This window comes from Streptomyces sp. NPDC059398, assembly GCF_042751845.1.
Taxonomy (GTDB): domain Bacteria; phylum Actinomycetota; class Actinomycetes; order Streptomycetales; family Streptomycetaceae; genus Streptomyces.
Window position 1 is genome coordinate 33,170 of the sequence record NZ_JBHYWP010000024.1, and the last position, 15,221, is coordinate 48,390.

The window sequence follows — 15,221 nt, forward strand, 5'->3', positions numbered from 1 at the left end:
GAACTCTTGACGCGAGCCCGACAGGAACCAACAATGATCGCGTTCTGACAACGTTGTCCAAGGAGGCGGAGCGGCGTGTCGCACCACCCGTACCAGCCGAGCCGACGCCGTTTCGCCCAACTGCTGGGCGTCTCCGCCGCACTGACGGCCGTTCCGCTCGTGACGGGCACACCCCCCGCCGCCGCGGACAGCGGCCGGCCGGCCCGCGGCGGCCACCCCGACACGGTGGCGGGCACCTACTACCGGGTCCTGCTCGACCACACCCGCTGGTCCGAGACCCAGTGGGACGCGAAGTCCGGCCACTACACCGCCACCGACTTCGGTTTCGCCGTCGTCCTGGGCCATGCGCTGCTGCTGACGCGCGGCACCTATGACGCGGACGCCGCGGGGGTGGACGAAGCGACCCTGCGCGCGCGGACCCTCGCCACGATCCGCCACTTCGCCGCTTCCAACCGGCTCACCGGCGGCACCGAATGGGGCCGCACCCTCTTCTTCGACACCACCTTCCAGTCGTACTTCATCCTCGCCGCACGGCTGCTCTGGTCCGGCCTCGACGAGAAGACCCGGGCGAACGTCGACACCATCGCCCGCGCCCAGGCCCGGTACACGACATCCCTCGGCACCGGCGACGACCCCGCGTCGGGCAGCTGGACCCCGCACGGCGCCACCGGCGGCTTCCAGGGCGACACCAAACTGGAGGAGATGGGTGTCTACGCCCAGTCGCTCGCACCGGGCCTCGCCTGGGCGCCCTCCGACCCCCAACAGGACGCCTGGCGTGCCGCGTTCGGCCGCTGGAGCCGCAACGAGACCGGGCTGCCCGCGGCCGACCTCGCCAACCCGGCCCGGGTGGACGGCGTACCGGTCAGCGACAACACCGCGCAGAACCTGTACGACACGTTCATCGTCGAGAACCACGGCTCGTTCGGCCCGCACTACCAGGAGGAACTCTGGCGCACCTCCGGCCGCAACGCCGCCCACTTCATCACCGCGGGGCAGCCGCTCCCCGAGGTACTCACCGCCCAGCCGAACGCCGGCCCGCTCTGGGACACCCTGCTCACCATGGCCAGCGACGCGGGCGAACCGCTGATGCCTATGGTCGAGGACCGCGAGCATCTGTACGGGCGCGATGTCATCCCGCTCGCCTTCCTCGCCCAGGTCGTCGGGGACCGGGCGGCGGCCCGCGCCGAGGCCGCACTCGCCGACCGGCTCGTCGCCTACCAGGCGTACCCGCCGGAGCACCGGATGGCGAAGTTCTCCGGGGAGCCCAAGTACGAGCCCGAGGCCCGAGCCGAGATCGCCATCAGCTATCTGCTGCACGAGTGGCGCGCCCGCACCGGCTCCCCGGTGCGCCCGCTGAGTGAACGTCAGCTGTTCGAACAGGCAAGCGGCGCAAAGGACTTCGGCGCCGGGCCCGGACTGCTGGCCCATCAGTCGCCCGGCGCCTGGGCGGCCGCTGTCACCAAACCCGGCTTCGTGAAGTTCGCCTGGCAGCCCGCCCACGACGACTGGCTCTTCGCGCTCAGCGGTCACACCCCGATGTTCCTCCCCGGCACCGGCGCCAAGGTGACCGCCCGCACCGCCGTGACGTACAGCGCGCTGCGCGACGGCTTCGACGGGAGCGCCAGTCTGCTCACCCTGGACAGCGGCTTCGCCGGCCTGACCACGCTGCCGTCCGGCGCGGTGGTCTACGCGACGTCCGGCACCGGTGCGGGGGAGGGCCATCTGGAGGTGCGGAACCTGACCATGCCGGGCATGCCAGGACTGGACGGCAGCCGCACCTACACGGCGGCCGACGGAGCGGTCACCGTGCCCGCGCAGGACGGCGCCGCGCCCACGGCGACAGCCGGACGCACCGACGAACTCCCCTGCGCGGCAAGCGAGTTCCGCTATGTACGGATGCAGGGAATCACCCCGGACCCGGCCTACGGATACTCGCTCTACGCCATCGAGGTCCGCGATGGTGCCACAGGCACCGACCTGGCCAGGGGCGCCACCGCCACCGCGTCGTCCGAGGACACCGGCAGAGCGGCGGCCCTCGCGGTCGACGGCGACAACACGACCCGCTGGGCCGTGTCCCGCGCCGACCGGGGCCGGGCGGACAGCAGCCTCACCGTCGACCTCGGCACGGGGCGCCGGTTCGACCGGGCCACCCTGCGCTGGGAGGCCGCGGCCGGCCGTGCGTACACCGTGCAGGGATCGACCGACGGGCGGAACTGGACCGAGCTCGCCCGCTATCCGCACCCCGATCTCACCAGCACGGGTGACTGGCTCTGCGTGGACGGGCGGGCCGGGCTCGTCGTACGCGGAGCGCGCAGTCCGCTCGCGGTGTACGGCGACACGGTCGTCCTCTGCGACGGGCCCGCCCAGCCGCTGCTCGTGGAGGGGTACCCGTCGGCCGACCCCGGCCGGACCCGCGCCGCCGCGGGCAGGAAGGTCCCGGCGGCCGACCACCCGGGCGTGCTGGCCTGTGACGCGGAGGGGTATCTGAGCCTCTTCAACCTCACCGCGCAGCCGGTCACCAGCACGGTCACGCTCCCGCAGGACACCCGCTCGGTCCGGCTCTACCCGGGCGACCAGCGCGTCACCGCGACGGGCACCGCGTACACGGCCGCACTCGGCGCGGCGGCGGCGGTCCTGGCCCCGGCACGGCTCACGCTGCGTACGGCGAAAGGCACACGGGTCCCCGCCGGGATGCGGGCCGAGGTGACCGACGCGGGCACGGTACGGCTCACCGGTCCTTCCGGCCGGTACACCGTCACCGCTCCGGGCGGCCACAGCGCCCGGGTGACCCTGCGCTCCGGACGCCCGTACGAGGTCAGGGTCCCGGGAGTCACCCCGTACCCGCTCACCGACGCCGCGCTCGGCCGGACCACCTTCCCGACGGCTCCGCTGCCGCCCGGCATGTCGGACCCCGCGGCGGCGGTCGACGGGCAGTCCCACACGTCGTGGACGCCGGGGCCGGGCGGGCGGATGGTGGTCGACCTCGGTTCGGTACGGCGGGTGAGCGCGGTGCGGGCGGTGTGGACCGGCGGCCGGACACCGGCGGCGCAGGCGGAGCTGAGCGCCGACGGCATCGGTTACCGGCCCGCCGGCCGGCTCTCCGCACGCTCCCGCCACGGTCATGACAGCGCACTGACCACGGACGGGTCCGCCCGCTACGTCGCCCTTTCCGTCCCCGGCTGGCGCCACGGCGACGCGGCGCTCGTCTCCCTCAGCATCACCTGAACCGGCGCCCCGCCGCCCGCCCCGATTCCCACAGCCCCCAGAGTCCCGGACCGGGCACCCGTAGTTCCCCCTTCATCCTCGCGGAGGTCTCCACCCATGTACTGGACACAACGGCTGCGCGGCGCAGGGACGGCCGTGGCCGCCGCAGCGCTCATCGGCGGGGTGCTCGCCGCGCCGGCGGCCGAGGCCGCGGGCGCCGGTCACGGTGGCCGGCTCACCGATCTCGTCAACCCGTTCATCGGTACGGAGAACGAGGGGAACACCTACCCGGGGGCCGCGGTGCCCTTCGGCATGGTGCAGCTCTCGCCGGACACCGGGCACAACACCGGCTACGACCACGCCCAGAACGAGATCCGCGGCTTCTCCAGCGTGCACATCTCAGGCGTGGGCTGCGGGCTCGGCGGGGACCTGCCGACCCTGCCGACCACCGGTGACGTCACCGAGACCGACTACGCCAAGTACGCGGCGAAGTTCAGCCACGACACCGAGAAGGCGAGCCCCGGCTACTACAAGGCGGTACTCGACTCGGGCATCACCGCCGAACTCACCGCCACCAAGCGGACCGGGGTGCAGCGCTACACCTTCCCCGCCACCGACAAGGCCAACGTCCTGCTGAACGCGGGCCAGTCGCTCCACAAGACGGTCTCCACCTCCGTAGAGGTCCTCGACTCCCGGACCATCCGCACCGCCATCACGGGCAGCGGCTTCTGCCAGGACACCAAGCCGTACACCCTCTACACCGTCACGCACTTCGACCGCCCCTTCACCACGTCGGGCACCTGGAAGGACGGCACGGTCACCCAGGGCTCACGCAAGTCCACCGGGACCGGCGGCAACGGCGCCTGGGTGCGCTTCGACACCTCCAAGGACCGCACGGTCGAGGCGACCACGGCCATCAGCTACGTCGACGCGACGGGCGCGGCCCGAAATCTGCGCGCCGAGGGCGGCAGGAGCTTCGACCGCGTCCACCGCGCCGCACAGGCGAGCTGGGAGGACCGGCTGGAGGACGTACAGGCGCAGGGCGGCAGCGACACCCAGCGCCGGACGTTCTACTCCTCGCTCTACCGGTCGTTCCTCGCGCCCAACATCGGCAGCGACACCGACGGCCGCTACACCGGCTGGGACCAGAAGATCCACCGTGCCAAGGGGTTCGACTACTACCAGAACTGGTCGCTGTGGGACACCTACCGCACCCAGACCCAGCTCCTCTCGCTCCTCGCGCCGCGCGAGGAACGGAACATGGCGATCTCCGTACTGAAGATCGACGAGCAGAGCGGCTGGCTGCCCAAGTGGGGTTACGGCACGGTCGAGACCAACATCATGACGGGCGACCCGGTCACCCCCTTCCTCACCAACGCCTACCGGCAGGGGCTGCTCAAGGGGTACGAGGAGCAGGCGTACCGGGCACTCAAGAAGAACGCCGACGGGACCCCGCCCACCGACTCCCCGGCGGTCGGGCGTGAGGCCAACGTCCAGTATCTGAAGGACGGTTTCGCCCCGTACATCAAGGACCGCCCCCATGCGAAGCCCGGCGACTCGGACTTCGACCACGGCGCGTCGGCCACCCTGGAGTACGCGCTCTCCGACGCCATGCTCGGCCAGATGGCTCGCGACCTCGGCCACCGGGCGGACGCCAAGCGCTACGCGGCCCGTGCGCAGAGCTACCGCAACATCTTCGACCCCTCGACCGGCTTCTTCCGCGCCCGTGACGAGAAGGGGAACTTCACCGGTCCCGCCGACCCGGCGCAGGGCGAGGGCTTCCACGAGGGCACGGCCTGGCAGTACCAGTGGATGGTCCCGCAGGACCTCTCCGGCATGGTCGACCTGATCGGCGGCAAGGACGCGGCCAACAAGCGCCTCGACTCCTTCTTCGCCTACGACCAGCTCCTCGCGGACCCGGCGAAGACGGCCACCGACGTGTGGGTCAACGGCCCGTACGACTACTACAACGCGGACAAGTACAACCCGCAGAACGAGCCCGACCTGATCGCCCCGTACACCTATCTCTCCACCGGCCAGCCGTGGAAGACCACCGATGTCGTACACGCCGCGCTGACGCTCTTCACGGACACCCCGACCGGTATGACGGGCAACGACGACCTGGGCACCATGTCCGCCTGGAACGTCCTGTCCTCCATCGGGGTCTTCCCGGTCCAGCCCGGCACCGACACCTGGGGCCTCTCGACACCCGCCTTCCAGCGTGTCGACCTGAGGCTCGACCGCCGCTACTACCCGCAGGGCCGCTTCACGGTGAAGGCGCCGGGGGCCTCGGACACCGACCGGTACATCCAGTCGGCGGCCGTGGACGGCAGGGCGCACGCGAAGACGTATCTCACCACCGACGAGATCCGCTCCGGCCGCACCCTCTCCTTCAGCGTCGGCGCCAAGCCGTCCGGCTGGGGTACGGAAGCCTCCGCCGCCCCGCCCGTCATCCGCTGACCGACGGCCGCTCCGCCCCGCCCGTCCCCGCGCCCGGGGGCGGGCGGTCCCCTTCGCGGGCGGGCAGCACCCCCACGGCCAGCCCGGCCAGTGCCACGCCCGCCCCGGTGGCCACCACGGCGGGCCAGCCACCGCCCGCCCACGCCAGCGAGCCCACCAGCGAGCCCAGCGCGATCCCGAGGAAACGGAAGGTGAAGTAGAGGGTGTTGAGGCGGCTGTGGATGCGCGGCTCCAGGGTGAACAGCACGGTCTGGCTGACGGCCTGACCGCCCCAGACCCCCACATCGAGCACGACGACCCCGGCCACCAGCCACCAGAAGCGGCTGCCGCCCGGCAGCAGCACCAGCCACCCTGCGATGACCAGACCGGTCAGCGCCGCCAGCGCACCGCGCCGGCCGATCCGGTCGGCCAGCCGCCCCGCGGACGGTGAGAGGAGCGCACTGGCCGCGGCGACCAGACCGAACAGCCCGACGCCGGTCGGCCCGATGTGGAAGTGCTGCTCCAGGAGGAAGGTCAGCGTGGTCCAGAACGCGCCGAACGCGATGCCGACCAGCGCTCCCGACACGGTGATCCGGCGGACCAGCGGATGGGCCAGGAAGAGCCGCGGCAGCGAGGAGAGGGTGGCCCGGTACGAGGCGGCGCCCGCGGCGGCGGGGACGTAAGGCAGCGCCCCGCGCAGGACCAGCACCAGTGCCAGGGTCAGCAGACAGGAACAGCCGAACACGGCCCGCCAGCCCGCCAGTTCGGCCAGCGACCCCGAGTAGGCGCGGGAGGCGAGCACGCCCATCAGCAGGCCGCCCTGCACGGTGCCGACGATCCGCCCCGCGCCCGCCCGCCCGTCGCCCGCCAGGGCGACCGCGAGCGGGGTGACCAGCTGCGGGACCGGCGACAGCAGACCGACGGCGAACCCGGCGGCGACCAGCCAGCCGAGCGAAGGGGCCAGCGCACACCCCGCGAGTGCGACGGCCGACCCGGTACCGAGCCACAGGATCAGCCGCCGCCGGTCCTGGCTGTCGCCCGCCGGTACGACCAGCAGGATGCCCGCCGCGTAGCCGAGCTGGGTGGCGGTGGGAACGGCGGCCAGCGCGTCGGGCCCGGCCCGCAGCGAGGCGGCCGCCGCCCCCATGAGCGGCTGGCTGAGATACACATTGGCGGCCGTGACGGCGCTGGTGGCGGTGAGCAGCAGCGTCAGCTGACGGGTCCTGGCTCTGGCCGCACGGCCCTGGCCTGCGGAAATGTTGGATTCGATCACATGAGTCGACGTTAGGGCGGGCACCCGGTGGCATACTTTCTCCGCTACGCCAACGTCTATCGAGAATGCGCCAATGTACGGGAAGAGCGAGCAGCGCGACGACTACCAGTCGGTGCCCAGGCCGCTGGCCGCGATGGCCAGGGACCTCCCCGACGGCCACCACATCCCGCCCCACCACCACCGGCGGGCCCAGCTGATCTACGGCACGACCGGGGCCATCACCGTGGTCACCGGCCACGGCGCCTGGGTCGTCCCGGCCACCCGGGGTGTCTGGGTGCCGGCCGGCCTCACCCATGAGATGACCTGCGCGGGGGCGGTCGCGATGCGCACCCTGTACATCGAGCCCCAGCCGGACCTGCCACGGGAGCCGACCGTCGTCTCCGTCTCGCCCCTGCTGCGCGAACTGATCGAGGAGGCGGCGCGGCTGCCCGTGGAGTACGACCCGGAGAGCCGCGACGGCAAGGTCATGGAGCTGCTGCTCCTCCAGCTGACCCCGCATCCGGTCCCCGCGCTGCATCTGCCCGCCCCGGCGGACGACGGCCTCGCGTCCCTCTGCGCGGCTGTCCAGCGGGCCCCCGGCGCCGACTGGCGCACCGGGGCGGCCGCGGAGTTCGCGCATCTCAGCCCCCGTACGCTGCAGCGCAGATTCCCCGCCGCAACCGGAATGAGCCTGGCCCGCTGGGTTCAGCAGGCCAGGCTCATTCACGCGGTGACACTTCTCGCCAGGGGAGTGCCGGTCACTTCGGTGTCCGGCGCGCTGGGCTATGCGACGCCGAGCGCCTTCACCGCGATGTTCCGCCGTGCGCTCGGTATCAGTCCCACCGGGTACTTCACCCCGGGGCGCTGAGCGCGCCGGGCATCCCGGGCGTGCTCAGCCGATGGGGCTGATCAGCCCTTGGCGCCCTTCGGCACCGAGTTGATCATTTCACGGCTGCTGCGCTGGACGTCCTTGCAGTAGTTCACGAAACCGGTGTTGTCCACGTAGCGCGCCGAGATCCAGGTGTTGCTGTCGCGGAGCAGGTACCAGATGGTGTTGCCGTCGATGTTCTGGGCGCGGACCTTGCAGCGCAGGCCCACCTGCTGGTGGAAGCGGAGCGAACCCCGCACGGAGGAGTCCGTGCTGGGGTACATCCGCTGGATCAGGCCGGAGGGGGAGGTGACCGTGCCGTACGGGCGCGGCGGGGCGGCCTGGGCCGGGGCGGCGGCCATCAGGGTGGCTCCGAGGGTCAGGGCGGTGGTCAGCGCGCCTGCGCCCGCGATGATGTTCCGGCCGCGGGCGGTGCGGAGGGCAGCGGTTGTGGACAAGACGTTCTCCTGTTTCTTGAAGCGCAATGACACTCATTGGCGCGAGTGGGACATTAAGCCGCAAAATGCCCAACGAGTGGGAGAACACGCGGTGTTGGGCCGAACGTGTGAGGCTGAAACCCGTGCTCGCCGGTGGTCCGGCGGGCGGTGAAGGACGGGTCTTCCGGGTGCTGGAGGGGCTGAGCGCGGGGCCGCCTTTTTTGGTATCCCGCCCGGCTGCGTATATCTTCGTCAGTTGGTCGATGGCCGACTGCTGACCTGGGGCTACGGAACACAGAGGGACGACGATGACGGTGACAGAGGACAGCCAGGCGTTCGGCCCGGGCATCGATCCGGAGCGGCTGGCTCTCTGCCTCAGTGTGCTCGACGAGCTGGACAGCATCGATGTCGACCATCCGGACGCCGTCGCGGTGCGCCGTGCCACCGCCGGTGTCTACCGCACAGTGAAGCAGCGCCGCCGGCAGGAGCGCCGGGCCGCGAAGACCGCCCACGACAAGGCCGTCACGGAAGCCACCGCCACCGGCTCGGCCGAGCGCATCGACGACGAGACCCAGGGCGTGCTGCCCTCCTCGCGGGCCCGGGGTGAGATCGCGGGCATACTCCAGCGTCCGCGGTCCTGCTACATCTGCAAGGCCCGGTACGTCGAGGTCGACGTCTTCTACCACCAGCTCTGCCGTGACTGCGCCGCCGAGAACCGCGCGCGGCGCGACGCCCGTACCGACCTCACCGGCCGGCGGGCCCTGCTCACCGGCGGGCGGGCCAAGATCGGCATGTACATCGCGCTGCGGCTGCTGCGCGACGGCGCGCACACCACCATCACCACCCGGTTCCCGAAGGACGCGGTCCGCCGCTTCAAGGCGATGCCCGACAGTGACGAGTGGATCCACCGCCTCAAGGTCGTCGGCATCGATCTGCGCGACCCCGCCCAGGTCATCGCCCTCGCCGACTCGGTCGCCGCCGAGGGTCCGCTGGACATCCTGATCAACAACGCCGCGCAGACCGTGCGCCGTTCCCCCCAGGCGTACAGCGAGCTGATCGCCGCCGAGACCGCGCCGCTGCCCGCGGGGGAGCTGCCCGCGTCGCAGGTCATCGGTGCCTTCGGCAGCGGTGCGCAGGTCTCCCTGCCCAGCGCCAGGCCCGGCGGGCTGAGCGCCCAGGACGTGGCCGAGCTCGCCCTGGTGACCGGGTCCGCGTCACCGGCAAGGATCGAGGCCGGCACCGCGATCGACGCGGGCGGCCTCGTGCCGGACCTGCACGACACGAACAGCTGGATCCAGACCGTCGAGGAGGTCGACGCGGTCGAGCTGCTCGAAGTCCAGCTCTGCAACTCCACGGCGCCGTTCATCCTGATCAGCCGGCTGCGCCCGGCGATGGCGGCCGCGGCGGCCGGCCGTACCTATGTGGTGAACGTGTCCGCGATGGAGGGCGTCTTCAGCCGCGGCTACAAGGGTGCGGGCCACCCGCACACCAACATGGCCAAGGCCGCGCTGAACATGCTCACCCGTACCAGCGGACAGGAGATGTTCGAGTCGGACGGCATCCTGATGACCGCGGTGGACACCGGCTGGATCACCGACGAGCGCCCGCACCCCGACAAGATGCGCCTCGCCGACGAGGGCTTCCACGCACCGCTCGACCTGGTCGACGGCGCGGCGCGGGTCTACGACCCCATCGTGCGCGGCGAGGCCGGCGAGGACCTGCACAGCGTCTTCCTCAAGGACTACGCCCCCGCGAACTGGTAGGGCCGGCGCCCAGGCCCGGTCGGCGCCACAGGTCTGTCCGCCCCGAGGTGCCTTCTGGCCGATTTCGGCAGATCATGGCCGGGTGGGCGTCCTTCTGAACGGAAGGCAAAGAAAACTTGGCCGACCGACTGGCGCCCCTATCGAGCGGAACCCCGCTCATTTGGTTACTCTGATGTGGGCGGACAGCCGAAGAGGTTCCACCAAATCTCTCGTCCCGTCCCGGGACAGGCACGCACCACGGCCGCGCTCCCGCCAGAAAGCCGGCGCCACCGCGTCCGAACTGCCCCTGTCCATGCGGTTACGCGACACAAAGGAGTGCGCGGTGACATCAGAGACCATCACCAAGCGCGAGCAGCGCCCGGCGGAACGTACCGGGATCGTCCGGCCCGAGAAGCTTCAGAATCTCGACGTCTGGGCCAGGTCGGCCCCGATCAGGCTGGCCGGTTACGAGGACGACCTCGCCGAGCCCCACATCCTGCAGGGGATCGACTGACCGCTGCACGCACACCACCGAACGGCCCGTTCCGCACCTGGAGCGGGCCGTTCGCGTGCTCGGGGTGCGGACGTTCCGGAGCGGGAGCGGGGGAGAAGAATGGGACGAACCATGACAGAGTGATCACATGGTTGAACGGGCACAGGGCGCCCTGTCCCTGCCATCGGACTGGCCCGCCCACCCGGATCTGAGCCTCGCCCTCAACCGTATGGGCAGCTTCGACTGGGATCTGGACACCGGGCTGATGCACCTCGATCAGGCCGCCCTCGACGTGTTCGACCTCTACGCCGACGAGTACGACGGCCGCCCGGAGACGCTCGCCCGGCGGGTCCCGCCCGACGAGTCGAGCCGACTCGACGCCATGGTCTCGCAGGCGCTCAAGGGCGGAGTCACCACCTACGGCGCGTACTTCCGCATCCGCCGCCGCGACGGTTCGCTGCGGTGGACCCATACCCAGGGCGCTGTCCGGCGCGATGCGACGGGCCGCCCGCACCGGATCATCGGCATCGTCAGGCACGCGGACCAGGAACTCACGGACGCCTCGGTCCGTATCGCCCTGGATGACGAGGGTCGGCGGAGATCCAGTGTGGTCGCGGGCACGGCGGCGGCGCTGGCCCATGCCCGTACCGTCCAGGACGTCACCGATGTGCTCAGCGACTCACGGGGCCTCGAATACCTCGGTGTGACCAGTCTGGTCATGGGGCTCGTCGAGGCCGGGCGGATCCGGCTGGTCGCCGACGGGCCCGAGGGGAGCTATGTGCCGGGCACCCGGTACACCCGGGTGGACGAGCAGTTCCCGATGAGCGAGGTGGTCCGGACCTTCGCCCCCCGCTTCATCGAATCGCCGCACGACTTCGCCGTCTCCTACCCCCGGCTGTGGCCCCACATCAAGGACCTCGGCATCACATCGGCCGCCTATCTGCCGCTGATCGCGCAGGCCAGACCGATCGGTGCGATCGGTCTGCTCTACCGGGACAAGGCCGGCTTCAGCGCCGACGAGCGTGATCTGCTGATCGCGCTCGGCAGTTCCATCGGGCAGAGCCTCCAGCGGGCCATGCTCTACGAGCAGGACCACGACCTCGCCCAGGGGCTCCAGCAGGCCATGCTGCCGCGCCGGATACCCGAGGTCGCCGGGGGACAGGTCGCCGTCCGCTACCGCTCCGCCGGGGCGGGCCGTGACATCGGCGGTGACTGGTACGACGTGATCCCGCTGCCCGGCAGCCGGTTCGGCATGGTCATCGGGGATGTGCAGGGGCACGACACCCACGCGGCAGCCGTCATGGGCCAGCTACGCATCGTCCTGCGGGCCTACGCGGCCGAGGGGCACAGCCCGGCGACCGTGATCGCCCGCGCATCCGACTTCCTGCACCAGCTCGACACCGACCGCTTCGCCACCTGCCTGTACGCGGAGGTGGATCTGGCCACCGGGGTGGTCCAGCTCGTCCGCGCCGGACATGTCGATCCACTGCTGCGGGCGCCCGACGGCACCTGTCGCCGGGTGCCGGTGGAGGGCGGACTGCCGCTGGGGCTCTCCGCCGAGTTCGGCCGGCTCGACTACCCGGTCGCCATCCTGGAACTGGACCCCGGGCACACCCTGCTGCTCTTCACCGACGGGCTGGTCGAGCGGCCCGGTACCGACCTTGACGAAGGGATGGAGCGGCTCACCCGGCTGGTCCGGTCGGGCCCCCGTGATCTCCAGCTCCTCGCCGACCAGCTGTGCGAGGTGGTCGACGAGTGGGGCGGCGCCGACGACGTCGCGGTGCTCCTGCTGCGCAGACAGGGGGTTGAGGCCCCGCAGACCGGGGGCAGGCTGCAGCAGCGGGTGGCCCAGTCCGACCCCGAGGCGCTCACCGCCGCACGCCACATGGTCCGTGCGGCGGTACGGGCCTGGGGCGCGGCGGAGCGCGCTGACGACATCGAACTGGCCGCCGACGAACTGCTGACCAACGCCCTGCTGCACACCGAGGGCGGTGCGGAGATCACCCTCAGGGTCCTCGCCCGGCCGCACCGCAGACTGCGGGTCGAGGTCAATGACGGCTCCAGCGCGCTGCCGCGCCTGCGGGAGGCGGGGGAGACCGGGGTCTCCGGGCGGGGACTTGTGCTGGTGGCTCGGCTCGCGGACCGGTGGGGGGTCGAGTCCCGGGGCAGCGGCAAGTGCGTCTGGAGTGAATTCGCCCTGCCCGGGACGACGTCGATGTGAGGGATACCAGTTAGTAACTGTAAGTATCGAGATCGTACTTGACCGTAACTGACCCATGGAGCTTGACTGCTGCATCCCGGGTGTCCGCCCATGGCATCGCGGCACCGGCTCCCGACGACGACATCGAGGATCTGTTGAGCTCCGAGCCGCTGGCCCCGCTTGATCTCGCGTTCTGGCACCTCGAATCCGCGGAGCACCCCATGCATCTGGGGGCGCTCGCGGTCTTCGGGCCCGGTACCGGCCCGGGGCCCGCCCCCGGCGACGTCATGGAGTTGCTGGCGGAGCGCGCCGCCGCCATCCCCGGGCTGCGGATGTCTGTACGCCCCGTGCTGCTGCCCCTCGGCGGCGCCGCCTGGTCCGAGGACAGACACTTCGACGTATGCCGCCATCTGCGCCATGTCGTACTGCCCGAAGGGGACTTCGCCGCCGGGGCGAACGGCCTCGCGGGGGAGCTGATGGAGCGGCCGCTGGAGCGCGGGCGCCCGCCCTGGGAGATGTACGTGCTGACCGGGCGGTCCGGCGGCCCCTTCGCGGTCCTGGTCAAACTCCACCACGCGCTGGCCGACGGGATGCGGGCGGTGGCGATCGGTGCCGGGATCTTCGACCAGATCGCGGACGGGCGCGGCGCGGAGGGCAGAAGGACGCGACCCGTACCGCCGCGCTCCTGGCTGCCGGGCCCCGGGCAGTTCGCGGGGTTCGCCAGGGAGCGGATCGAGGAGCTGGGCCGGGCCGTGGGGATCGGCGCCTCCGTCATGCGGGCCAGCCGCATCGACCTGTGGGCCGGGTCCGCGCTGGCTGCCAGCTCCAGCGGCACCCGGCGGCTGGCCACCGCCGTGCTCGACCAGGACGAGGTGCTGCGGGTGCGCCGGGAGGCGGGCGGCACCGCCAACGACGTGCTGCTCGCGGTGGTCGCGGGCGGGCTGCGCCGCTGGATGCTGGAGCGCGGGGAGCGGCTGCCGGCCGCCGATCCGCGGGCCCTGGTGCCGGTGTCCCGTCGCCGCCCCGGCTCCCCGCCCGGCTCGGCGAACAGGCTGTCCGCGTATCTGCTCGGCCTGCCGGTCTCCGAACCCGATCCCTGGCGGCGGGTCGGCCGCGTCCGTGCGGCCATGGACCGCAACAAGGCGGCCGGGCCCGCGCGCGGGCCCGGCGCGGTGGCCGTACTCGCGGACCGGCTCCCGCCGCTCGCCCACCGGGTGGGCGCCCAACTGGCCGGGAGCGCGGCCCGGATGCTCTTCGACGTCCTGGTCACCAGTGTGCCGCTGCCTCGCTCGACGCTCTCGCTCGGCGGCTGTCCGCTCCGGGAGCTCTACCCGCTGGCGCCGCTCGCGCACGGGCAGTCCCTCGCCGTCGCACTCTCGGCCTACGGCGGGCGGATCCACGTCGGGCTGGTCGCGGACGGGAAGGCGGTGCCGGACGCGGGGCGGCTCGCCCAGTGCTTCTCCGACGAGCTGTCCGCTCTGCTGGACATCACGGAGGAGAGAGCGGCGGAGGGGAGAATCTCTGGGGAGGGGGTCGCGGACGAGAGGTTCGCGGAGCAGGAGTTTGTGGAGGAGAGATCATGCAAGGGTGTTGACGCCCTGAAGTGATCCGATGAATATTCGTGTGATGCGGCGCAACAAGATCGGAAACGGCACGGTCGGCATCACCGAACTGTCCTTCGGGGCGGCCGGGATCGGCAATCTCTTCACCCCGGTGGACCCGGCGGACGCCCGAAAGGCCGTCGACGCCGCCTGGGACGCGGGCATCCGGTACTTCGACACCGCGCCGCACTACGGGCTCGGACTCTCCGAGGAGCGGCTCGGCGACGCACTGCGTGAACGGCCCCGTGCCGCGTACGTGGTGTCGACCAAGGTAGGACGTCTGCTGAAGCCAGGTCCAGGGGAGGGCGACGACCTCTCCAACGGGTTCGCGGTCCCCGCCGACCGCCACCGGGTCTGGGACTTCAGCGCGGACGGGGTGCGGCGCAGTATCGAGGAGAGCCTGGTCAGGCTCGGCACCGACCGGATCGACATCGCCTATCTGCACGATCCGGACGACCACGCCGAGGACGCCTTCCGGTACGCCTACCCCGCCCTGGAGCAGCTGCGCGCGGACGGGGTGGTCGGCGCCATCGGCGCCGGGATGAACCAGACGGCGATGCTCACCCGCTTCCTGCGCGACACCGACGCCGACGTGGTGCTCTGCGCCGGACGCTGCACCCTGCTCGACCAGTCGGCCCTGGATACTCTGCTGCCCGAGGCGCAGGCCCGCGGCAGGAGCGTCGTCGTCGGAGGCGTCTTCAACTCCGGCCTGCTGGCCGACCCCAGGCCGGGCGCCCCGTACGACTACGGAGCGGCGCCCGCCGGCGTCCTCGACCGCGCCCTGCGGATGAAAGCCGTCTGCGAACGGTACGGGGTCCCGCTGCGGGCCGCCGCCCTCCAGTTCCCCCGGCGTCACCCGGCGGTGGCGAGCGTGCTCGTCGGCACCCGCTCGGCGGCCGAGGTGCGGGACGCCGCCGAGATGCTGGAAACCGGCATACCGGAGGCGCTCTGGGACGAGCTCGCCGCACTGCGGGAGGGCTGAGAG

10 protein-coding genes are annotated in these 15,221 nt (G+C 71.8%); 8 read left to right on the forward strand and 2 right to left on the reverse strand.

The window, feature by feature from the left end; all coding sequences use genetic code 11:
• The first annotated feature begins 75 nt into the window (after positions 1-75).
• Together ACFXBC_RS11790 and ACFXBC_RS11795 are read left to right on the forward strand one after the other, a co-directional pair.
• The gene (locus ACFXBC_RS11790) at positions 76-3,225 is read left to right on the forward strand and encodes a discoidin domain-containing protein (RefSeq protein WP_385022066.1); all 3,150 of its coding nucleotides are present in this window, start codon (positions 76-78) and stop codon (positions 3,223-3,225) included.
• Positions 3,226-3,321: 96 nt separating this feature from the next.
• Positions 3,322-5,664, forward strand: a complete 2,343-nt coding sequence (locus ACFXBC_RS11795; protein ID WP_385022069.1) for a GH92 family glycosyl hydrolase — start codon at positions 3,322-3,324, stop codon at positions 5,662-5,664.
• Here ACFXBC_RS11795 and ACFXBC_RS11800 read toward each other — a convergent pair.
• Entirely contained in the window at positions 5,654-6,916 is a 1,263-nt protein-coding gene (locus tag ACFXBC_RS11800) for an MFS transporter (protein WP_385022072.1), read from the reverse strand. The genes ACFXBC_RS11795 and ACFXBC_RS11800 overlap by 11 nt on opposite strands.
• Positions 6,917-6,989: 73 nt before the next feature.
• On the opposite strand from ACFXBC_RS11800, the gene ACFXBC_RS11805 reads away from it, so the two are divergent.
• Positions 6,990-7,763: a helix-turn-helix domain-containing protein gene (locus ACFXBC_RS11805; RefSeq protein ID WP_385022075.1), complete on the forward strand. Its 774-nt coding sequence runs from the start codon at positions 6,990-6,992 to the stop codon at positions 7,761-7,763.
• A 41-nt stretch (positions 7,764-7,804) separates the two neighbouring features.
• On the opposite strand, the gene ACFXBC_RS11810 is transcribed toward ACFXBC_RS11805, so the two are convergent.
• Positions 7,805-8,221: an SH3 domain-containing protein gene (locus ACFXBC_RS11810; RefSeq protein ID WP_385022078.1), complete on the reverse strand. Its 417-nt coding sequence runs from the start codon at positions 8,219-8,221 to the stop codon at positions 7,805-7,807.
• 287 nt (positions 8,222-8,508) lie between these two features.
• Between ACFXBC_RS11810 and ACFXBC_RS11815 the strand changes: the two genes are divergently transcribed.
• The 5 genes from ACFXBC_RS11815 to ACFXBC_RS11835 all read left to right on the forward strand — a co-directional run bounded on the left by ACFXBC_RS11815 (position 8,509) and on the right by ACFXBC_RS11835 (position 15,218).
• On the forward strand, positions 8,509-9,963 hold the full coding sequence (locus ACFXBC_RS11815) for an SDR family NAD(P)-dependent oxidoreductase (protein WP_385022081.1): 1,455 nt from the start codon (positions 8,509-8,511) through the stop codon (positions 9,961-9,963).
• Between the two features lie 322 nt (positions 9,964-10,285).
• Complete coding sequence (locus tag ACFXBC_RS11820) at positions 10,286-10,456, forward strand: hypothetical protein (protein ID WP_385022177.1); 171 nt, start codon at positions 10,286-10,288, stop codon at positions 10,454-10,456.
• 127 nt (positions 10,457-10,583) lie between these two features.
• A complete protein-coding gene (locus tag ACFXBC_RS11825) occupies positions 10,584-12,656 on the forward strand; it encodes a SpoIIE family protein phosphatase (RefSeq protein ID WP_385022085.1) in 2,073 nt (690 codons plus the stop codon).
• 134 nt (positions 12,657-12,790) lie between these two features.
• The gene (locus ACFXBC_RS11830) at positions 12,791-14,242 is read left to right on the forward strand and encodes a wax ester/triacylglycerol synthase family O-acyltransferase (RefSeq protein WP_385022170.1); all 1,452 of its coding nucleotides are present in this window, start codon (positions 12,791-12,793) and stop codon (positions 14,240-14,242) included.
• 19 nt (positions 14,243-14,261) lie between these two features.
• Positions 14,262-15,218 (forward strand): aldo/keto reductase, encoded by a 957-nt coding sequence (locus ACFXBC_RS11835; protein ID WP_385022173.1) that lies wholly within the window; start codon positions 14,262-14,264, stop codon positions 15,216-15,218.
• The last annotated feature ends 3 nt before the right edge of the window (positions 15,219-15,221 follow it).

Bases quoted from the DNA above. Each gene is read 5' to 3' on its own strand.
- ACFXBC_RS11795 (WP_385022069.1), top strand. From the start codon at position 3,322: ATGTACTGGACACAACGGCTGCGCGGCGCAGGGACGGCCGTGGCCGCC.
- ACFXBC_RS11805 (WP_385022075.1), top strand. From the start codon at position 6,990: ATGTACGGGAAGAGCGAGCAGCGCGACGACTACCAGTCGGTGCCCAGG.
- ACFXBC_RS11815 (WP_385022081.1), top strand. From the start codon at position 8,509: ATGACGGTGACAGAGGACAGCCAGGCGTTCGGCCCGGGCATCGATCCG.
- ACFXBC_RS11825 (WP_385022085.1), top strand. From the start codon at position 10,584: ATGGTTGAACGGGCACAGGGCGCCCTGTCCCTGCCATCGGACTGGCCC.
- ACFXBC_RS11835 (WP_385022173.1), top strand. From the start codon at position 14,262: ATGCGGCGCAACAAGATCGGAAACGGCACGGTCGGCATCACCGAACTG.